This window comes from Janthinobacterium sp. 344 (assembly GCF_900112025.1).
Taxonomy (GTDB): domain Bacteria; phylum Pseudomonadota; class Gammaproteobacteria; order Burkholderiales; family Burkholderiaceae_D; genus Janthinobacterium.
The window spans coordinates 89,190-107,157 of the sequence record NZ_FOKL01000013.1 but is presented as its reverse complement, the minus strand read 5'-3'; the positions used below and the strand labels follow the sequence as shown (position 1 = coordinate 107,157).

The 17,968-nt window shown below is 64.4% G+C and carries 20 protein-coding genes; 11 read left to right on the top strand and 9 right to left on the bottom strand.

The features are described from left to right. Positions 1–900: an RluA family pseudouridine synthase gene (locus tag BM193_RS26010; RefSeq protein ID WP_092803618.1), complete on the top strand. Its 900-nt coding sequence runs from the start codon at positions 1–3 to the stop codon at positions 898–900. A gap of 6 nt (positions 901–906) precedes the next feature. Here the strand turns inward: BM193_RS26010 and BM193_RS26005 are convergent, their stop codons facing one another. Continuing rightward, positions 907–1,683 carry an exodeoxyribonuclease III gene (locus tag BM193_RS26005; RefSeq protein ID WP_092803621.1) on the bottom strand — a complete coding sequence of 259 codons (777 nt, stop codon included), beginning with the start codon at positions 1,681–1,683 and terminating at the stop codon, positions 907–909. Positions 1,684–1,802: 119 nt separating this feature from the next. On the opposite strand from BM193_RS26005, the gene pyrE reads away from it, so the two are divergent. Beyond that, on the top strand, positions 1,803–2,465 hold the full coding sequence (gene pyrE / locus BM193_RS26000) for an orotate phosphoribosyltransferase (RefSeq protein ID WP_092803624.1): 663 nt from the start codon (positions 1,803–1,805) through the stop codon (positions 2,463–2,465). A gap of 67 nt (positions 2,466–2,532) precedes the next feature. On the opposite strand, the gene BM193_RS25995 is transcribed toward pyrE, so the two are convergent. Together BM193_RS25995 and BM193_RS25990 are read right to left on the bottom strand one after the other, a co-directional pair. Continuing rightward, complete coding sequence (locus tag BM193_RS25995) at positions 2,533–2,781, bottom strand: GNAT family N-acetyltransferase (protein ID WP_175533426.1); 249 nt, start codon at positions 2,779–2,781, stop codon at positions 2,533–2,535. Continuing rightward, positions 2,778–3,521, bottom strand: a complete 744-nt coding sequence (locus BM193_RS25990) for a sulfite exporter TauE/SafE family protein (RefSeq protein ID WP_092803868.1) — start codon at positions 3,519–3,521, stop codon at positions 2,778–2,780. The genes BM193_RS25995 and BM193_RS25990 overlap by 4 nt, the downstream gene beginning before the upstream one ends. 124 nt (positions 3,522–3,645) lie before the next feature. On the opposite strand from BM193_RS25990, the gene BM193_RS25985 reads away from it, so the two are divergent. The 5 genes from BM193_RS25985 to BM193_RS25965 all read left to right on the top strand — a co-directional run bounded on the left by BM193_RS25985 (position 3,646) and on the right by BM193_RS25965 (position 6,582). Then, positions 3,646–4,539: a LysR family transcriptional regulator gene (locus tag BM193_RS25985; RefSeq protein ID WP_092803630.1), complete on the top strand. Its 894-nt coding sequence runs from the start codon at positions 3,646–3,648 to the stop codon at positions 4,537–4,539. Positions 4,540–4,560: 21 nt separating this feature from the next. Continuing rightward, positions 4,561–5,454 carry an alpha/beta fold hydrolase gene (locus BM193_RS25980; RefSeq protein WP_092803633.1) on the top strand — a complete coding sequence of 298 codons (894 nt, stop codon included), beginning with the start codon at positions 4,561–4,563 and terminating at the stop codon, positions 5,452–5,454. Between the two features lie 76 nt (positions 5,455–5,530). Then, positions 5,531–5,722 (top strand): YqaE/Pmp3 family membrane protein, encoded by a 192-nt coding sequence (locus BM193_RS25975; RefSeq protein WP_092803636.1) that lies wholly within the window; start codon positions 5,531–5,533, stop codon positions 5,720–5,722. A gap of 66 nt (positions 5,723–5,788) precedes the next feature. After that, positions 5,789–6,253, top strand: a complete 465-nt coding sequence (locus tag BM193_RS25970) for a carboxypeptidase-like regulatory domain-containing protein (RefSeq protein ID WP_139176356.1) — start codon at positions 5,789–5,791, stop codon at positions 6,251–6,253. After that, positions 6,253–6,582: a hypothetical protein gene (locus BM193_RS25965; RefSeq protein ID WP_092803642.1), complete on the top strand. Its 330-nt coding sequence runs from the start codon at positions 6,253–6,255 to the stop codon at positions 6,580–6,582. Before BM193_RS25970 ends, BM193_RS25965 begins: the two co-directional genes overlap by 1 nt. 6 nt (positions 6,583–6,588) lie before the next feature. Here BM193_RS25965 and BM193_RS25960 read toward each other — a convergent pair whose 3' ends face one another. From BM193_RS25960 to gatC, 6 genes are all read right to left on the bottom strand, one after another. Next, positions 6,589–7,626 carry an oxidoreductase gene (locus tag BM193_RS25960; RefSeq protein ID WP_092803646.1) on the bottom strand — a complete coding sequence of 346 codons (1,038 nt, stop codon included), beginning with the start codon at positions 7,624–7,626 and terminating at the stop codon, positions 6,589–6,591. An 84-nt stretch (positions 7,627–7,710) separates the two neighbouring features. Next, complete coding sequence (locus BM193_RS25955; RefSeq protein ID WP_092803649.1) at positions 7,711–8,958, bottom strand: M56 family metallopeptidase; 1,248 nt, start codon at positions 8,956–8,958, stop codon at positions 7,711–7,713. Continuing rightward, the gene (locus BM193_RS25950; protein WP_092803652.1) at positions 8,955–9,338 is read right to left on the bottom strand and encodes a BlaI/MecI/CopY family transcriptional regulator; all 384 of its coding nucleotides are present in this window, start codon (positions 9,336–9,338) and stop codon (positions 8,955–8,957) included. Before BM193_RS25950 ends, BM193_RS25955 begins: the two co-directional genes overlap by 4 nt. Positions 9,339–9,529: 191 nt before the next feature. Next, complete coding sequence (gene gatB / locus BM193_RS25945) at positions 9,530–11,005, bottom strand: Asp-tRNA(Asn)/Glu-tRNA(Gln) amidotransferase subunit GatB (RefSeq protein ID WP_302847690.1); 1,476 nt, start codon at positions 11,003–11,005, stop codon at positions 9,530–9,532. Between the two features lie 34 nt (positions 11,006–11,039). Next, positions 11,040–12,524 (bottom strand): Asp-tRNA(Asn)/Glu-tRNA(Gln) amidotransferase subunit GatA, encoded by a 1,485-nt coding sequence (gene gatA, locus BM193_RS25940; protein ID WP_092803658.1) that lies wholly within the window; start codon positions 12,522–12,524, stop codon positions 11,040–11,042. Positions 12,525–12,587: 63 nt separating this feature from the next. Beyond that, a complete protein-coding gene (gene gatC, locus BM193_RS25935) occupies positions 12,588–12,890 on the bottom strand; it encodes an Asp-tRNA(Asn)/Glu-tRNA(Gln) amidotransferase subunit GatC (RefSeq protein WP_092803661.1) in 303 nt (100 codons plus the stop codon). Positions 12,891–13,241: 351 nt separating this feature from the next. Between gatC and BM193_RS25930 the strand changes: the two genes are divergently transcribed. From BM193_RS25930 to mrdA, 4 genes are all read left to right on the top strand, one after another. After that, positions 13,242–14,285 carry a rod shape-determining protein gene (locus BM193_RS25930; RefSeq protein ID WP_010393186.1) on the top strand — a complete coding sequence of 348 codons (1,044 nt, stop codon included), beginning with the start codon at positions 13,242–13,244 and terminating at the stop codon, positions 14,283–14,285. Positions 14,286–14,389: 104 nt separating this feature from the next. Then, a complete protein-coding gene (mreC, locus tag BM193_RS25925; RefSeq protein ID WP_092803664.1) occupies positions 14,390–15,469 on the top strand; it encodes a rod shape-determining protein MreC in 1,080 nt (359 codons plus the stop codon). Beyond that, positions 15,466–15,978, top strand: a complete 513-nt coding sequence (mreD, locus tag BM193_RS25920; RefSeq protein ID WP_092803667.1) for a rod shape-determining protein MreD — start codon at positions 15,466–15,468, stop codon at positions 15,976–15,978. Before mreC ends, mreD begins: the two co-directional genes overlap by 4 nt. A gap of 12 nt (positions 15,979–15,990) precedes the next feature. Beyond that, positions 15,991–17,964, top strand: a complete 1,974-nt coding sequence (gene mrdA, locus BM193_RS25915) for a penicillin-binding protein 2 (RefSeq protein ID WP_092803671.1) — start codon at positions 15,991–15,993, stop codon at positions 17,962–17,964. Positions 17,965–17,968 lie beyond the last annotated feature (4 nt).

The following is a 17,968-nucleotide window of genomic DNA, read 5'->3' as shown; positions in this document are numbered from 1 at the left end:
ATGGCCAAGCGCCACGCCGCCGCCCCGTTGCCCATGCGCGACGGCGTGGCGCCCAGCTACCTGTGGCTGCCCGAAGGGCAGTGGCCAGGCATGCTCGCCTTCCTCGTCGAGCGCTATCCGCAGATCGGCGCCGCGCAGTGGCTGGACCGCATGGCGCGCGGGGAAGTGGTCGATGGCGACGGCGCCGTGCTGGGGCCGGACAGCGCCTACCGGCGCGGCATGCGCATTTTTTACTATCGTGAGCTGGAACGCGAAACGCCGATCCCCTTCCAGGAAGCCATCCTGTACCAGGACGAGCACCTGGTGGTGGTCGACAAGCCGCATTTTCTGCCGATGACGCCGGGCGGGCGCTTCGTGCAGGAGACCTTGCTGACGCGCCTGAAGAAAAGCCTGGACTGCGCCGAGCTGACGCCGATCCACCGCCTCGACCGCGAGACGGCCGGCGTAGTGATTTTTTCGCGCCAGATAGCCAGTCGTGGCGCCTACCAGTCGCTGTTCCAGCGCCGCGAAGTGCGCAAGACGTATGAGGCGCTGGCGCCGGCATTGGCGGCGCGCGAATTCCCGTTCACCTACCGCAGCCGCATGGTCGAGGGCGGCCAGTTCTTCCTCATGCGCGAGGAGGACGGCGAGCCGAACTCGGAAACCGTCATCGACGTGATCGAGCGGCGCGGTGCGCTGAATCTGTACCGCCTGCATCCGCACACGGGCCGCAAGCACCAGCTGCGCGTGCACCTGGCGGCGCTGGGCATCCCCATCGTCAACGACGCGTTTTATCCCGTGGCGCTGCCGTGCAAGGAAGACGACATGTCGCAGCCCTTGCAGCTGCTGGCGCGCGCCATCGATTTCACGGACCCGTTGACGGGCGAGCCGCGCCACTTTGAAAGCCGGCGCAGCCTGTAGCGGTGCTTATGCCTTGATCGTGTAATCGATGATCAACGGCGCGTGATCGGAAAAACGCTCGTCCTTGTAGACGCTGACCGTATGCGCCTGGGCCGCGATGCCGGGCGTGGCGACGTGGTAGTCGATGCGCCAGCCCACGTTCTTCGCGTAGGCTTGTCCGCGGTTGCTCCACCAGGTGTACTGGTCTTCGCGCTTGTCCAGGCCGCGATGCACGTCGACGAAGCCCACTTCGTCGAAGACGCGCGTCAGCCATGCCCGTTCTTCGGGCAGGAAGCCGGAATTTTTCTTGTTGCCCTTCCAGTTCTTCAAGTCGATTTCGTGGTGGGCGATATTCCAGTCGCCGCAGATGACCACTTCGCGGCCCAGCGCCTTCAGTTCCAGCAGGTGCGGCAGGAACAGTTCCATGAAGCGGAACTTGGCTTCCTGGCGTTCCGGGCCGGACGAACCGGACGGGCAATACACGGAAATGACGGACAGGTTGCCAAAATCACAGCGCACGTAGCGGCCTTCGGCATCGAATTCCGGGCTGCCGAAGCCGATATGCACGGCGTCCGGTTCGGCCTTGCTGTACACGCCCGTGCCGGAGTAACCCTTTTTCTCCGCGTAGTGGAAATGGCCATGGTAGCCGTGCGGATTGAGGAATTCCGGCGTCATGTCGGGCAACTGCGCCTTCAATTCCTGCACGCAGATGAAATCGGCCGTCTGCGTGCCCATCCAGTTGAAAAAGCCTTTTTTGGCGGCGGAACGGATGCCGTTCAGATTGGCGGAGATAATTTTTGGCATAGAGTGAGAGTCAATGGTGAGCGCCAGCGGCGCTGGACGGGGCCGGCCGCGCGGCATGGCGATTGTCTCGCCGCTGCGCGCGGATTAAAATACAGGCACTTTTAAAAAATGAGGCTAATGTGAATAATTTACGCCAGCAGTTTATCGCGTTTTCAGTATCCAAGGGAGTCTTGCGGTTCGGCGAGTTCACCACCAAGGCCGGGCGCCAGTCGCCGTACTTCTTCAATGCGGGCCTGTTCCATGACGGCGCCACCCTGGCCGAGCTGGCGCAGTTCTACGCGCAGACCCTGCTCGACTCGGGCGTGGAATTCGACATGCTGTTCGGCCCCGCCTACAAGGGCATCACCCTGGCGTCGGCTACCGCCGTGGCGCTGGCCGGCAAGGGCCGCAACACCTCGTTCGCCTTCAACCGCAAGGAAGCCAAGGACCATGGCGAAGGCGGCACCATCGTCGGCGCCAAGCTGCATGGCAAGGTTGTCATCATTGACGATGTGATCTCGGCCGGCACCTCGGTGCGCGAATCGGTGGACATGATCCGCGCCGCCGGCGCCGAGCCATGCGCCGTGCTGATCGCCCTGGACCGCATGGAGCGTTCCGGCCCGGACGGCCAGCTGTCGCCAAGTTCGGCGGTGCAGGAAGTGTCGAAACAGTATGGCATCCCTGTCATCTCGATCGGCAACCTGGACGACCTGTTCGGCTACCTGAACGGCGCTGGCGCCGATCCGGAATTGCTGCAGCATAAAGAGGCCGTTTCCGCCTACCGCGCGCGCTACGGCATTTAAAGCGCCCATGGCGGCGCGTTGCCGCACTAGCGTGCTGTCTGCCGCGCCGCGCCTTGCCCTGAGCACGTTAAATAGGTTGACTCTCCAGCAGCGCCCGCAGCCGCGGGTGTCTGCAGGCGGCGCTCGCCGATGGATGGTCGTGCAACAGCCGCCGCAGCAGCGCCCCGCCGATGCCGCGCCGGCGGAACGGCGGTTTCACGAACAGCATGTTCACCGTGACCTCGTCCGCAATCCTGCTCAAGTCGAGCATGGCCACCTGCTGGCCGTCGATCCAGGCACACAGGGCGTGGTCGCCCTGCCAATCGATCTGCATCATCCCAGCCATGGTTTGACCGCCGCATGCAGGCCCAGGGCGAACAGCCCGACAAAAAAACACCGCTTGAACACCTGCTGCGAGATGCGCGCGCGCAGCCATTGGCCGGCCAGCATGCCGGCCAGCGCGGGCAGCAGCGCATACGCGGAGGCGCCCGCCGCGCCCAGGCTGAAGTCGCCGTGCAGCGCCAGGCTGGCCGCCAGCGCCACCGTCGACACGCTGAACGCCAGGCCCAGCGCCTGTATCAGGGCGTCGCGCGCCAATCCCAGCCCCTGCAGATACGGCACGGCGGGGATCACGAACACGCCCGTGGCGGCCGTCACCAGGCCCGTCGCCGCGCCCATCACGGGGCCCAGCCACGCTTCGTGCCGGGCGGGCACGCGCAGCTGCAGCGAGAACAGGCCGGCCAGCGCATACAGCATCAGCGCCACGCCCAGTGCGACGACGGCCCAGGCGCCGCCGTCCTTCGGCAGCAGGGCACCGCCCGCCAGGGTGCCGGCCATGACGGCGGCCAGCATGGGCCACAGGCGCCGCAGCAGGGCGCGCAGGCCGGGGCCGGCCGCCAGCTGCCACACATTCGTCACCATCGACGGCACGATCAGCAGCGCCGCCGCCTGCACGGGCGCCATGACGAGGCTGAGCGTGCCCATGGCGACGGTTGGCAGCCCCAGACCCACTACGCCCTTGACGAAGCCAGCGGCGATGAAGCTGGCGCCGACGACCAATAAAAACGAGGTTTCCATCTGTTTATCCCACAGTGATTTTGCAGCGATTTTGCGCGCCGCGCGCGCTTTCGCCAAGGCGGATTATCGAGAGCGAGCCTCAGTGAAATACGAAGGCTGGTAAGATGGCGCAAAGGAGGGCGCCATGCGCTTTGATCTGGTCGACTTGCAGCTGTTTGTCAACGTGGTGGAGGCGGGCAGCCTGACGGCGGGCGCGGCGCGCAGCCATCTGGCATTGGCGTCGGCCAGCGCGCGCGTGCGCGGCATGGAAGAGATGCTGGGCATGCCGCTGCTGCTGCGCGGCCGGCGCGGCGTGGAGCCGACGCCGGTGGGCCAGACCCTGCTGCATCACGCGCGCCTCGTTTCCCTGCAAATGGAGAAAATGCGCGGGGAACTCGGTGAATTTGCGCGCGGCTTGAAAGGGCAGCTGCGCTTGCTGTGCAATACGGCGGCGCTCAGCGAGTTCCTGCCCGAGGCGCTCGGCGCTTTCCTCGACCGCCATCCGAACCTGACCATCGACCTGGAAGAGCGTCTCAGTTACGATATCGTCAAGGCTGTGTCGGAAGGGCTGGCCGACATGGGCATCGTCTCCGATTCGGTGGACATGCGCGGCTTGCAGACGTTTCTGTTCCGCCCCGACCGGCTGGTGGTGATCGCGGCGGCGGACGGCGTGCACCACCGCGCCCTGGGCCAGGATGGCGTCGTCGACTTTGCCAGCGTGCTCGATCACGATTTCATCGGCCTGGCCGACGACAGCGCGATGCAGCAGTACCTGGGCCTGCACGCGGCGCGCCTGGGCCGCCCGCTGAAAGTGCGCGTGCGCCTGCGCAGCTTCGACGCCGTGTGCCGCATGGTGGCCAGCGGCGTGGGCGTGAGCGTGGTGCCGCTGGCGGCGGCCAGCCGCTGCCAGCAGACGATGGCGCTGCGCTGCATGGAATTATCCGATCCCTGGTCGGTACGCAATCTCACCCTCTGCGTGCGCCAGTTCAGTGAACTACCCCTGTATGCGCGCCAGTTGATCGATCATCTGAAGGCGTGACAGGGCATGACAGGAGCAGCGATGCGATTTTCAGAAGACAAGATGGCCAGCCTGCTGTGCAGCGACCAGGTCGAGCGGCCCATCCACATCTGGCAGCCGGCAGCGCCAGGGCAGCCGCGCGCCGTGATCCTGGCGATCCACGGCGGCATGGCGCATGCGGGCGACTACGTCACGCCGGCGCTGTTCTTCCGCCAGCACGGCATCGCCACCGTCAGCTTCGACATGGTGGGCCACGATGGCAAGCGCAAGGTCGACATCCCCTCGTTCGAGGCCTTCCTCGACGACGAGGAGCTGTTCCTCGCCTGGGTCAAGGCCACGTATCCGGGCGTGCCGATTTTCGTCATGGGGCATTCGATGGGCGGCCTGATCGCCACGCACCTGGGACTGCGGCGTTTCGCGGGCGAGCCGGCCATCCAGGGCTTTGTTCTCTCGTCGCCGTACTACGTGAATGCGATCCCCGTGCCCAAGCTGATGCAGGTGCTGTCCGGCTGGCTGGCCAGGCATTTTCCCACGATGAAAGTGCCGCTGGGTAACTTGACCATGCTGCTGACGCACGACCAGACGATTACCGCGCGCCATTTCCAGGACGAGCGCGACGGCATCCGCGCCAGCGCGGCGACGGTGCGTTTCGCCCATGCCTTGCTGTCGGCGCAAAAGGCGCTGGCCGGCGGCCTGTCCGGCTGGCGCTTTCCCCTGTTCGCCGTGGTGGCGGGCGACGACAAGCTGGCCAGCAGCCGCGCCACGGAAAGCATGCTGCGCAGCGTGCCAGAAGGCTTGCTCGAGTACCATTTTTATCCGGCCAACTACCATGAAAACTTCAACGAAGTGAACCGCGATGCCATCTTTGCCGCCATCCTAGCCTGGATGGAAAAACTGCTGGCGCAGGACCGGCGCGAGGCGCCAGTATCGCTATAATCGCAGGCATGGACTTTACCGCCGGCGCAGGCCGGCCCGGTCCCCGCGGCACAGGGGAATATTCAAGGAAATAAAGATGCGCTTGCTGATCGCCCTGATTCTCCCATGGCTGACCTTTTTCACGATCGGCCGCCCGATCGCCGGCATCATTTGCCTGATCCTGCAAATTACGTTGATCGGCTGGCTGCCAGCCACGATCTGGGCCGTGTATGCGCTGAGCCAGTACAAGACGGACCAGAAGATCGCCGACGCCATGCGCCGGCGCTGACGTGACACTAAGTCCGGCCTAAGCTGCGCTTCCTATCTTGATACAACTGAGTTGATGGAGACTGACATGGCATATGACAGACGCGGTACCCCCCGTTTGATGGCGGCAATCTTCACGGCGGGGGTCTTGCTGGCAGGCGCCGCCCACGCGCAGAGCGAAAGCGCACTGCCACCCGTGCAGAAGAGCGGGGCAGTGGAGTACCTGAGCGGCGGCATCGGCCTCGATGAATCGACGGCCATCAAGAGCGCCAGCCGGCATTGGCCATTGAGCCTGGTGTTTTCCGTGCAAGCGCCGGGCAAGGCGGAATTTGCCTCCGACGTGAAGCTGGAGATCCGCGACGCCAAGGGCGCGCAGGTGTTGGCAACGACGGCCAGCGGACCGTTCCTGCTGGCGAAATTACCGCCGGGCAGCTACAGTCTGCGCGCCAGCCTGGCCGGCAAGACGCTCGAGCGCAAGGTGCAAATCAAGGCCGGCGGTTCCGCGCGCGTGGAGCTGGTCTGGCCGGCGGGAACGAATCAGGGCCAGCCCTGATGTCTGGCGACGGCACGGCGCCCGAACGGGGCTTGCCGGCGCGGGGCTTGTCGGCGCATATCCTGCCCACCTCGGCGACGATGATCGGCGTGTGCATGACGGTGCTGTCGATCGGGCACCTGGCGCCGCGCGGCGATGTGCGCGTGGTGATCGACAAGCTGCTGGCCGTCGATGCCCTCATTTTTCTCGTCAGCGCCGTGCTGTCTTTTTTATCGCTGCGCCCCGGCCAGTCGCGCTTGCGCTACGAATGGTGGGGCGAGCTGGTGTTCATCTGCGGCCTGGCCATGCTGGCGCTGGGCGCCGTGGTGCTGGCCTTCATCATCAACTGATGCCGATCAGCTGACCGTCAGCACGCGGCCTTCGGCGGCGCTTTGCAGCGCCAGTTCGATCAGGCGTATCGTCGCCGCCGCATCCTCGGCCGCCACGGGCGCTGCCGCGCCGTGGCGGATGGCGTCGGCCATGCCCTGGTAAAAATCCTGGTAGCGCCCCGGCTGCATCGCCAGGTGCTCGCAGTGGCCGTCGGGCTGGGTGCCCAGGTGCAGCGCGCCGCGCACGGGGTCCACGCCCCAGCCGGGCTGGCCCGGCTTGCCGCCCGCCCTCAGGGCGTCTTCCTGCGGATCGAGGCCGAACTTCACGAAACTGCCCTTGTCGCCATGCACGGCGAAGCGCGCCGTCGGTGCCTTCACCAGGCAGCCCGCCTGCAGCACCACGCGCAGCCTGTCGTAATACAGCACCAGGTGGACATAATCCACCGCCTGCGCGCCATCGCGCTGCAGGGCGATGTCGGCATACAGTTTTTCCGGCATGCCGAACAGCTGCACGGCCTGGTCCAGCATGTGGGGCCCCAGGTCGTACAGCAGGCCGCCACCGGGCGCGGCGGACTCGCGCCAGCGCTGGCGGATCTCGGGGCGGAAGCGGTCGAAATGCGATTCGACGCTGGCGATGCGGCCCAGGGTACCTTGCGCCAGCAGCGCCTGGAGCGTCAGGAAATCGCCATCCCAGCGCCGGTTGTGGTACACGCTGAGCACCAGCTTGCGCTCCTTGGCCAGGGCGATCAGGGTCTGCGCCTCGGTGCTGGAAATGGTAAAGGGCTTGTCGACCACCACGTGCTTGCCCGCCTGCAGGGCTGCCAGCGCCAGGCTGTAATGCGCTTCGTTGGGCGCGGCGATGACCACCAGCTCGATCGAGGCGTCGGCGAACAGCTGCGCCGGTTCCGCGTAGACGGTGGCGTGCGGCCAGTCCTTGCGCACGAGGTCGGGTTTGCTGGAGGCGACGGCGGCCAGTTCCAGGGCATCGATGGTGGACAGGACGGGAGCGTGGAAGGTGGAGCCGGCGAAGCCGTAGCCGACCAGGCCGGTTTTGATCTTGTTCATGGCGTGTTCACAGAGGCGTGGAAGAATCCATGATCATACCCGCAAGCGGCGGCGGCAGCGCTGCTGCCTGCCGCCGCGCAGACATTAGTTCAGGCGCCAGACGTATTGCACCTTGACGCTGGCGCTGACAGGCTTGCCGCCAGCCAGGGCCGGCTTGAACGTGCACTTGGCAATGCCCGTGCGCGCCGCTTCGTCGAGGGCCGGATGGCCACTGCTCTTGACCACGCTCGACCCCTGGACCTTGCCGGTGGCGTCGACATCAAAGGACATGTCGACCGTGCCCGTTTCCTTGGCCTGCAGCGATGCGGCGGGGTAGAGCGGTTTGCCGCAGACGCCAAAGTCGATGACGGGACGGCGCTCCAGTGCCGGTGCGCTGGCCGCGGCGACGGCCTGGCCGTAGAGGCCGAGGCAGGCGCCTGCCAGTGCCAGCAGGGGCACGGCCGCCTTCCAGTTCAGGGTTGGTGGTGCGGGGCGCAGCAATCGTTTGATACGTGACATAAGATCTCCTCCGTTGGCCGCCTGGGCCAGGTGGTGGGTTGAGAACTGGAGACGTTCCAGTTCCGAGAGTGCAAGAGCCAGACGCCGCGGTTCGCCCAGTTGTCTTGCTGCGAAATCATCTGCAATGTGTTCCCGTTCGAGGCGCACGCCGCGTGAAATCCACCAGACGGCAGGGTGGAAGAACAGCAGCGCCTCGATGACGTTTTGCAGCAGGTTGACCAGATAATCGTGGCGCCGGATATGCGCCAGCTCGTGTGCCAGCAGTGCTGCCAGCAGGTCGGGCGGCATGCCTGTGACCAGCGAGGCTGGTACCAGCACCACGGGGCGCCAGATGCCGGCCGTGACAGGGCTGGCAAGGCCATCGAGCACGCGCAGCCGCACGGCCCGCGTCACTCCCGCCGCCTGCGCCATCCGCAGCAAGCGCGCCTGCCATGCCGGATGCGTGGCGCGAGTGCGGCGGGCGCTGCGCTCTATCCACAGCATGCCCAGCGCCATGCGCAAGGCCAGGACGGCGGCGCACAGCGCCCAGACGCTGACGATGACACTCAGCGCAGTCTGCAGGCCAGGCAAGCCTTCGGGGGCCAGCAGCGTTGTCGGGAGCAGGGGGCCGGCAAACGCCGGGCTGGCCGCGTCGCCGCTGGCCAGGCGCAGCGACAGCCCCACCAAAGGCCAGCACAGGCAGGCCAGCAGGGCGCCGCAGCCGACGGCATACCGCGCTTCCGAACGGGCATGGCGCAAGGCGGCCCACGCCAGCGCCGTGGCGCAGCCGATCAGGATGCCCTGCCACAGGAAGTGCAGCAAGGTCCAGCCCAGTGCCTGCACGAAGCCGTTCATGCCTGATCCTCCTTGAGCATTTTTTCGATTTCCTCGCGTTCGGCGCGCGACACGCCCGTGCGCAGCGCCGCCAGCACCAGCGCCTTGGCCGAACCGGCGAAGGCCTTCTGCATCAGTTCCTTCAGCAGATTCGTCTGCAGGCTGTCCTGTGCCTGGGCCGGCGCATACACGTGCGAGCGCTGGCTTGCATCGCGGATCAGCAGGCCCTTGCCGTGCATGATCTGCATCAGGCGCAGCACGGTGCCATAGGTGATGGCCGGCTTGCTCAATGCCATCGCCTCGTGTACCTGCTTGGCCGTGGCGGCGCCCAGCGGCCACAGCGCCTGCAGCAGATCGAGCTCGGCTGCCGTCGGTTTCGGGATATCGGGAGTCTTGGCCATGCTATTTTTCCTCTTGCTGGAATTTCAATGTAGCTAGATTAATCGTTGTAGACAGAAATGTATACTTTAATTTTATGTGCCCCATAAGCGCCTTCCAGGAATGGGAAAAAAACTAGACAAGCTTGTTTATGAGTGGAACGGCCAGGCAAAAAAAAAGACGCCGCAGCGTCTTTTCCTTGGGGGCGTGGGAATTATCCCGCCAGCTTGGCTTTCAGCAGTTCCGTCAGCTGGGCCGGGTTGGCCTTGCCCTTGGACGCTTTCATGGCCTGGCCGATCAGCGCGTTGATCGCCGCTTCCTTGCCGGCGCGGTACTGTTCCACCGATTTGGCGTTCGCCGCCAGCACTTCATCGACGATGGCTTCCAGGGCGCCCGAGTCCGAGATCTGCTTCAGGCCCTTGGCATCGATGATGGCGTCGACCAGGTGCTCGTCGTTCGATTTCGCTTCCCACATGCCGGCGAAGACTTCCTTCGCGGCCTTGTTCGAGATCGTGCCGTCGGCGATGCGCTTGAGCATGGCGGCCAGCTGCGCGGCGGAGACGGGCGCGTCGTCCAGATCCACGCCTTCGCGGTTCAGCGTCGACGACACATCGCCCATCAGCCAGTTGGCGGCGGCCTTGGCGTTTTCCTTGCCCGCCTTGTCCACCACGGCGACGAAGTAGGTGGCCATGGCCTTCGACTGCGTCAGCACCAGGGCATCGTATTCCGGCAGCGCGTATTCGCTGATGAAGCGCGCGCGCATGGCGGCCGGCAGTTCCGGCATCGACGCCTTCACCGTGTCGATCCACGCTTGCGAGATGACCAGTGGCGGCAAGTCAGGATCCGGGAAGTAGCGGTAATCCTGGGCGTCTTCCTTGCTGCGCATTTCGCGCGTTTCCTTGCGGTCCGGGTCGTACAGGCGCGTCGCCTGCACGACCTTGCCGCCGTCTTCGATCAGCTCGATCTGGCGGCGCACTTCCACATGCACGGCTTCCTCGATGAAGCGGAACGAGTTCAGGTTCTTGATTTCGCAGCGCGTGCCGAATTCCTTCTGGCCGACCGGGCGCACGGAGACGTTGACGTCGCAGCGGAACGAGCCTTCCTGCATGTTGCCGTCGCAAACGCCCAGCCACATGACCAGCGAGTGCAGGGCCTTGGCGTAGGCCACGGCTTCGGCGGCGCTGCGGATTTCCGGCTCCGAGACGATTTCCAGCAGCGGCGTGCCGGCGCGGTTCAAGTCGATGCCGCTCATGCCCGCATAGTCTTCGTGCAGCGATTTGCCGGCGTCTTCCTCCAGGTGGGCGCGCGTCAGGTTGACCGTCTTGGTGACGAATTCGCCATCCTTTTCATAGCCGAAGGTCAGGGCGCCGCCGATGACGACGGGGTCCTCGAACTGGCTGATCTGGTAGCCCTTGGGCGAATCCGGATAAAAATAGTTTTTACGGGCGAAGACCGAGTGCGGCGCCACGGTGGCGCCCACAGCCAGGCCAAAACGGATGGCGCGGTCGACGGCTTGCTTGTTCATCACCGGCAGCACGCCTGGCAGGGCCAGGTCGACGGGACTGGCCTGCGTGTTGGCTTCGGCGCCGTACTTGATCGGCGAACCGCTGAAAATTTTGGATTCGGTCGTGAGCTGCACGTGGTTCTCAAGACCGATGACGACTTCCCATTGCATAGTGTTCTCGCTTATTTTTGTTGGCGCCGCCTGGGCGGCGCGTGTGTTCTTAGATGCCGGCAGGGCTGCGCGTATGCCAGTCCGTCACTTGCTGGAACTGGTGGGCCACGTTCAGCAGCTTCGCTTCGCCAAAGTAATTGCCGATGATTTGCAGGCCGACGGGACGCTTGCCATTCTTCTCGCCGGCGCCGAAGCCGCACGGGATCGACATGCCGGGCAGGCCGGCCAGGCTGGTCGACAGGGTGTAGATGTCGGCCAGGTAGTTCGCCACCGGATCATCCGTCTTGTCGCCAAGGTCCCAGGCGACAGTCGGCGCGACCGGTCCCATGATGACGTCGCAGACGGCGTTCGGGCCATTCAGCACGGCCTCGAAATCCTGCGCGATCAGGCGGCGGATCTTTTGCGCCTTCAGGTAGTAGGCATCGTAGTAGCCGTGGCACAGCACATAGGTGCCGACCATGATGCGGCGCTGCACTTCGGGGCCGAAGCCCTGCGCGCGCGACTTCTTGTACATGTCCTGCAAGTCCTTGTACTCGGTGGCGCGGTGGCCGTAGCGCACGCCGTCGTAGCGCGATAGGTTCGACGACGCTTCGGCCGGGGCGATCATGTAGTAGGCGGGAATCGACAGGGCGGTGTTCGGCAGCGAGATGTCGACCAGGGTGGCGCCCAGCTTTTCATACTGCGCCAGCGCGCCGCGCACGGCCGCTTCCACGTCCTTGGCCAGGCCCTCGCCGAAATACTCGCGCGGCACGCCGATGCGCAAGCCCGTCAGGGGTTGATCCAGGTCGCGCGAAAAATCTTCCGCCACGCCGCCCTGTTCCGGCGACAGGCTGGTCGAGTCGCGTTCATCGAAGCCGGCCATGGCGGTGAGCAGCAGGGCGCAGTCTTCGGCCGAGCGGGCCATCGGGCCGCCCTGGTCCAGCGACGAGGCAAAGGCGATCATGCCGAAGCGCGAAACGCGGCCATACGTCGGCTTGATGCCGGTGATGCCGCAAAAGGCGGCCGGCTGGCGGATCGAGCCGCCCGTGTCGGTGCCGGTCGCCGCTGGCGCCAGGCCGGCGGCGACGGCGGCGGCCGAACCGCCCGAGGAGCCGCCCGGCACGGCTGTTTTATCCCACGGGTTGTGCACGGCGCCGAAGGCCGAGTTCTCGTTGCCGGAGCCCATGGCGAATTCATCGCAGTTGACCTTGCCCAGGGTGACCATGCCGGCCGCCTGGAATTTTTCCACCACGGTGGCGTCAAACGGGCTGGCGTAGTTGGCCAGCATCTTCGAGCCGGCGGTCGTGCGCCAGCCTTTCGTGACGAACAGGTCCTTGTGCGCGATCGGCACGCCCGTCAATGGCGTGGCCGTGCCGGCGGCGATGCGCGCGTCCGCTTGCGCGGCTTGCGCCAGGGTCAGGGCACGGTCGACGTGCAAAAAGGCGTTCGAGGTGTCCGCTTCGATGCGGTCGAGGAAATGCGTCGCCAGTGCAACGGCGGAAATTTCCTTGTTCTGCAAAAGCGTGGACAGCTGTTTGATGGATTTTGTATGCATGGCGTTTCTATTTGATTTTATTCGGCGGAAGACGAGCGTACTCAGCGAGAACGCGAAAGATGCTTATTCGATCACTTTTGGCACGAGATAGAGGCCATCCTGGACTTTCGGCGCCACGGCCTGGTAGGCGTCGCGGCGATTCTGTTCCGTGGCGATATCCTCGCGCAGGCGCAGGGCGATATTGTCCATATGGGCAGCCAGCGGGTGGCTCAGAGGGGCCACGCCATCGGTATTGACGGCTTGCATTTGCTCGGCCAAGGCGAAAATCTTGTTCAATTGCTCCAGCGAATTGACGGCCTGGTCGTCGGCCATTTCAAGTTGCGCCAGATGGGCGATGCGTTTTACGTCGGATAGTGTCAGGGACATGGCGAATGGCGCGGAGTGCCGCGCATTAGTATTAAGTTGGCGTTTTGATAAAACGCGGGTATTTACTGCTCTTTTGCTCACAAAAACCGAGGAATGCCGCGTAACTCGCGGCTGCAAGAGTCGCACTTTTCCATGGTTTTTGAGCAAATCGCATTCAAATTATAAGGTAGAATGGCGGGTTAATGCGTTGCCGGCGCTGATGGACCGCTGCCGCAGCATAGAAAAGATTGCGCAAGCGCCAAGCGAAACCCGGAAAAATCGCCGTCATGGATTTTCAGGGTGCCTGAAAGCGCCCGCTTTGAAACTCCCCATAAACAGCTTTTGCGCAGCTCGATGCGCTACAGGACACTCATGTTTGGTTTTTTACGCAGGTATATCTCCACCGATCTGGCCATTGACTTGGGCACGGCCAACACCCTTATTTATGTACGCGGCCTCGGTATCGTCCTGGACGAGCCATCCGTCGTCGCCATCCGCCAGGAAGGCGGTCCGAATGGCAAGAAGACCATTCAGGCAGTCGGCAAGGAAGCCAAGCAGATGCTGGGCAAGGTGCCGGGCAATATCGAAGCGATTCGTCCGATGAAAGATGGCGTGATCGCCGACTTCACCGTGACCGAGCAGATGCTCAAGCAATTCATCCGCATGGTGCACGACTCGAAATTCTTCCGTCCATCGCCGCGCATCATCATTTGCGTGCCGTGCGGCTCGACCCAGGTCGAGCGCCGCGCGATCCGCGAATCGGCCCTGGGCGCCGGCGCCTCGCAGGTGTACCTGATCGAGGAACCGATGGCAGCGGCCATCGGCGCGGGCTTGCCCGTGTCCGAAGCGACCGGCTCGATGGTGGTCGACATCGGCGGCGGCACGACCGAAGTGGGCATCATCTCGCTGGGCGGCATGGTCTACAAGGGTTCCGTGCGCGTCGGCGGCGACAAGTTCGATGAAGCCATCGTCAACTACATCCGCCGCAACTACGGCATGCTGATCGGCGAACAGACGGCCGAAGCCATCAAGAAGGCCATCGGTTCGGCCTTCCCTGGTTCGGAAGTGAAGGAAATGGAAGTCAAGGGCCGCAACCTGTCCGAAGGCATCCCCCGTTCGTTCACCATCTCCAGCAACGAGATCCTCGAAGCGCTGACGGACCCGCTGAACAACATCGTCTCGGCCGTGAAAAACGCGCTGGAACAGACGCCGCCGGAACTGGGCGCCGACATCGCCGAAAAAGGCATGATGCTGACGGGTGGCGGCGCACTGCTGCGCGACCTGGATCGCCTGCTGATGGAGGAAACCGGCCTGCCGGTGCTGGTGGCCGAGGACCCGCTCACCTGCGTGGTGCGCGGCTCCGGGATGGCACTGGAACGTATGGACAAGCTCGGCTCGATCTTCTCCTACGAATAATCTGACAGAAGGGCCGGAAACCATCTCCGGCCTTTTTTTGGTTTTGGCACCGGCGTTTGACCGGGGCTTGCACGTTGGCGCACTGCGCCTGATTATTGGATGTCATGGAATACAGTCCTCCGCCACTTTTCAAACAAGGCGCCTCCGCCCGCGTCAAGATGATGGTGTTCGCCGGCATTTCTATCGCCCTGCTGCTGGTCGATTCGCGCATGCACGCGCTGACGGCCGTGCGCCAGGCCGTCGGCACCGTGCTGTATCCGGTGCAGATGGCGGCCCTGGTGCCGCGCGACGTGGCGCAAGGCGTCGGCAATTACTTCTCTTCGCTGTCGGCCCTGGAAAAACAGGTGCGCGACCTGAAACAGGAACAGATCGCCTCCGCGCAGATCCTGCAGCAGGCGCAGCTCAACATCGTTGAGAACAACCATTTGCGCAAACTGATGGAGGCGCGCGAGCGCGTGCCCGTCAAGACCATGATGGCCGAAGTGCTGTATGACACGCGCGATTCGGCCACGCGCAAGATTGTGCTCGACCGCGGCATCCAGAACGGCGTCGAACTGGGCCGTCCCGTGATCGACAACCTGGGCGTGGTGGGACAGGTCACGCGCGTGTTCCCGTTCACTTCCGAAGTGACGCTCTTGACCGATGAGGAACAGGCCATTCCCGTGCAGCTGCTGCGCAATGGCGTGCGCAGCGTGGCCATCGGCCGCGGCAAATCCGGCACCATGGAGCTGCGTTTCACGGCGCCCAGCGCCGATATCCAGATCGGCGACATCGTCATCACCTCGGGCCTCGATGGCCTGTATCCCGCCGGCCTGGCCGTGGCGCGCGTGACCCTGGTCGAACGCAATGCGCACGGCCCGTTCGGCCGTGTCGTGTGCCAGCCGCTGGCCGGCATCGAACGCAACACCCAACTGCTCATTTTGATGACATCGCCCGACATACCGCCACGCCCGCCCGCCGAAGATGTCAAGACGGGCCGCAAGATCGCCGGCAAGATGGCGCCGATCAAGGATCCGGTCAAGGAAGCTGCCGCTGCGGCGGCGCCTGCCACGACCACGCCGGCCGCGAAAGCGCCTGCCGCGCCAGCGGCGAAAGCGCCAGCCGGCACCGCGCCTGCGGCCACGCCCGCAGCGAAACCGGCAGCGGCGCCGTCCGCCGTGCCGCCGAAGGAGGCGACACGATGAACCGCCCGCATTACATCCTGCTGCCGGTCAGTCCCCTGTTCATCGGCTTCAGCCTGCTGTGCGCCTTCCTGCTCAATTTGCTGCCATGGGGGCATTTCGTCGGCGTGCCCGATTTCGTCGCGCTGGTGCTGGTCTTCTGGGGCATCCACCAGCCGCGCAAGGTCGGCATCGGCGTGGCGTTCTTCATGGGCCTGATGATGGACGTGCACGACTCGACCCTGCTGGGCGAGAACGCGCTGGCCTACACCTTGCTGTCGTATTTCGCCATCATGATGCATCGCCGCGTGCTGTGGTTCCCCGTCATGACGCAGGCCCTGCACGTGCTGCCGCTGCTGCTGCTGACGCAGGCGCTGCAATTGCTGACACGTCTGATCGTCTCGGGCCGCTTCCCCGGCTGGCTCAATTTCATCGAGAGCTTTGTCGCCGTCGCCCTGTGGCCCATCGTTACCTGGATCCTGCTGGCGCCGCAGCGCCGCGCCGTGGACCGCGACCACAACCGCCCGATCTGACGAGCGCCCGCGATGACCGAACTGAAAAATACCGAGCGCGAACTGCATTTTTTCCGCATGCGCCTGACCGTGCTGGGCGCACTCGTCTTCTTCTGCTTTTCGCTGCTGCTGGCGCGCTTCATCTGGCTGCAGGTGATCAAGCATGAGGATTACGCCACCAAGGCCGAGGACAACCGCATCGCCGTGGTGCCCATCGTGCCCACGCGCGGCCTGATCCTCGATCGCAACGGCGTGGTCCTGGCGCGCAATTACTCGGCCTACACGCTGGAAATCACGCCCTCCAAATTGAGCGCCAGCCTCGATTCCGTGATCGACGAGCTGTCGACCCTGATCCAGGTCGACATCAAGGACCGCCGCCGCTTCAAGAAGCTGCTGGAAGAGTCGAAGAATTTCGTCAGCGTGCCGCTGCGCACGCGCCTGACGGACGAGGAAGTGGCGCGTTTCACGGCGCAGCGTTTCCGCTTCCCCGGCGTGGAAGTGCAGGCGCGCCTGTTCCGCCAGTATCCGATGGGCGAGGTGGCCTCGCACGTGGTGGGCTTCATCGGCCGCATCAACCGCAATGAGGCCAGGGCGCTGGAAGAGGGCGAGGACGCCGCCAACTACAACGGCACCGACCATATCGGCAAGGAAGGCCTGGAAAAAAGCTACGAGAAGCAGCTGCACGGCACCACCGGCTATGAAGAGGTGGAAGTGTCGGCCGGCGGGCGCGCCATGCGCACGCTGTCGCGCACGGCCGCCATCCCCGGCAATAACCTGATCCTGTCGATCGACATCGAATTGCAGAAGGTGGTCGAGGAAGCGTTCGGCGAATGGCGCGGCGCGGCCGTGGCCATCGACCCGGCCACGGGCGACATCCTGGCCTATGTTTCCAAGCCCGGCTACGACCCGAACCTGTTCGTCGACGGCATCGACCAGCAAAGCTGGAACGAACTCAATACCTCGCTGGACCGGCCGATGGTCAACCGTCCCCTGTCCGGCACCTACGCGCCCGGCTCGACCTTCAAGCCCTTCATGGCGCTGGCCGCGCTGGAACTGGGCAAGCGCACGCCGAGCCAGTCGATTTCCGACCCCGGCTTTTTCATGCTGGGCGGGCATATGTTCCGCGACGATAAGGTCGGCGGCCATGGCACGGTGGACATGCACAAGTCCATCGTCGTGTCGTGCAATACCTATTACTACCAGCTGGGCCGCGACATGGGCATCGATGCCATCCACGACTTCATGAAGCCGTTCGGCTTCGGCCAGCTGACGGGCATCGACCTGAATAATGAAAAGACGGGCGTGCTGCCGTCGACGGAATGGAAGCGCAACCGCTTCAAGACGCCGCAGCAGAAAAAATGGGTGGGCGGCGACACGATTTCGGTGAGTAACGGCTCCGGCTACAACTCGTATACGCCGCTGCAGATCGCCCATGCCACGGCCAACCTGGCGAACAATGGCGTGGTGATGAAGCCGCATCTGGTGAAAATCATCGAAGACGCCAACACGCGCGCGCGCACGCTGACGGTGCCGAAGGAAAGCTACCGCATTCCGCTCAAGCAGGAGAACATCGACACCATCAAGCGCGCCATGGTCGGCGTGACCAGCGAGCAGGGCGGCACGGCGGCGCGCATCTTCGCCGGCGTGCAGTACACCGTGGGCGGCAAGACGGGCACGGCGCAGGTGGTGGGCATCAAGAAAAACGAGAAGTACAATGCCAAGCTGCTGGCCGAGCGCCTGCGCGACAACGCCTTGTTTACCGCGTTCGCGCCGGCCGACAAGCCGCGCATCGCGATTGCCATCGTGGTGGAAAACGCCGGCTTCGGCGCCGGCGTGGCCGCGCCGATCGCGCGCAAGGCGCTGGACTACTACTTGCTGGGCAAGCGCCCGAGCGACAAGGAAAGGGACACCACCAAGGTGCCCAAGGAAGATGTCGACGAAGTGCGCACCCTGGAAGAAATCACGGACGAGCAGGCCGCCCCGGTGGCGCCTGTCAGGCAGCAATGAACCG

Excerpts from the sequence above, each read along its gene's own strand:
- gatC (WP_092803661.1), bottom strand. The coding sequence starts at position 12,890 with ATGTCCCTGACACTATCCGACGTAAAACGCATCGCCCATCTGGCGCAA.
- BM193_RS25980 (WP_092803633.1), top strand. The coding sequence starts at position 4,561 with ATGCGATTTTCAGAAGACAAGATGGCCAGCCTGCTGTGCAGCGACCAG.
- BM193_RS25955 (WP_092803649.1), bottom strand. The coding sequence starts at position 8,958 with ATGAACGGCTTCGTGCAGGCACTGGGCTGGACCTTGCTGCACTTCCTG.
- BM193_RS25930 (WP_010393186.1), top strand. The coding sequence starts at position 13,242 with ATGTTTGGTTTTTTACGCAGGTATATCTCCACCGATCTGGCCATTGAC.
- BM193_RS25975 (WP_092803636.1), top strand. The coding sequence starts at position 5,531 with ATGCGCTTGCTGATCGCCCTGATTCTCCCATGGCTGACCTTTTTCACG.
- mrdA (WP_092803671.1), top strand. The coding sequence starts at position 15,991 with ATGACCGAACTGAAAAATACCGAGCGCGAACTGCATTTTTTCCGCATG.
- BM193_RS25960 (WP_092803646.1), bottom strand. The coding sequence starts at position 7,626 with ATGAACAAGATCAAAACCGGCCTGGTCGGCTACGGCTTCGCCGGCTCC.
- BM193_RS25970 (WP_139176356.1), top strand. The coding sequence starts at position 5,789 with ATGGCATATGACAGACGCGGTACCCCCCGTTTGATGGCGGCAATCTTC.
- mreC (WP_092803664.1), top strand. The coding sequence starts at position 14,390 with ATGGAATACAGTCCTCCGCCACTTTTCAAACAAGGCGCCTCCGCCCGC.
- BM193_RS25990 (WP_092803868.1), bottom strand. The coding sequence starts at position 3,521 with ATGGAAACCTCGTTTTTATTGGTCGTCGGCGCCAGCTTCATCGCCGCT.
- BM193_RS25985 (WP_092803630.1), top strand. The coding sequence starts at position 3,646 with ATGCGCTTTGATCTGGTCGACTTGCAGCTGTTTGTCAACGTGGTGGAG.
- BM193_RS26005 (WP_092803621.1), bottom strand. The coding sequence starts at position 1,683 with ATGCCAAAAATTATCTCCGCCAATCTGAACGGCATCCGTTCCGCCGCC.
- BM193_RS26010 (WP_092803618.1), top strand. The coding sequence starts at position 1 with ATGGCCAAGCGCCACGCCGCCGCCCCGTTGCCCATGCGCGACGGCGTG.
- gatA (WP_092803658.1), bottom strand. The coding sequence starts at position 12,524 with ATGCATACAAAATCCATCAAACAGCTGTCCACGCTTTTGCAGAACAAG.
- mreD (WP_092803667.1), top strand. The coding sequence starts at position 15,466 with ATGAACCGCCCGCATTACATCCTGCTGCCGGTCAGTCCCCTGTTCATC.
- BM193_RS25965 (WP_092803642.1), top strand. The coding sequence starts at position 6,253 with ATGTCTGGCGACGGCACGGCGCCCGAACGGGGCTTGCCGGCGCGGGGC.
- BM193_RS25950 (WP_092803652.1), bottom strand. The coding sequence starts at position 9,338 with ATGGCCAAGACTCCCGATATCCCGAAACCGACGGCAGCCGAGCTCGAT.
- BM193_RS25995 (WP_175533426.1), bottom strand. The coding sequence starts at position 2,781 with ATGATGCAGATCGATTGGCAGGGCGACCACGCCCTGTGTGCCTGGATC.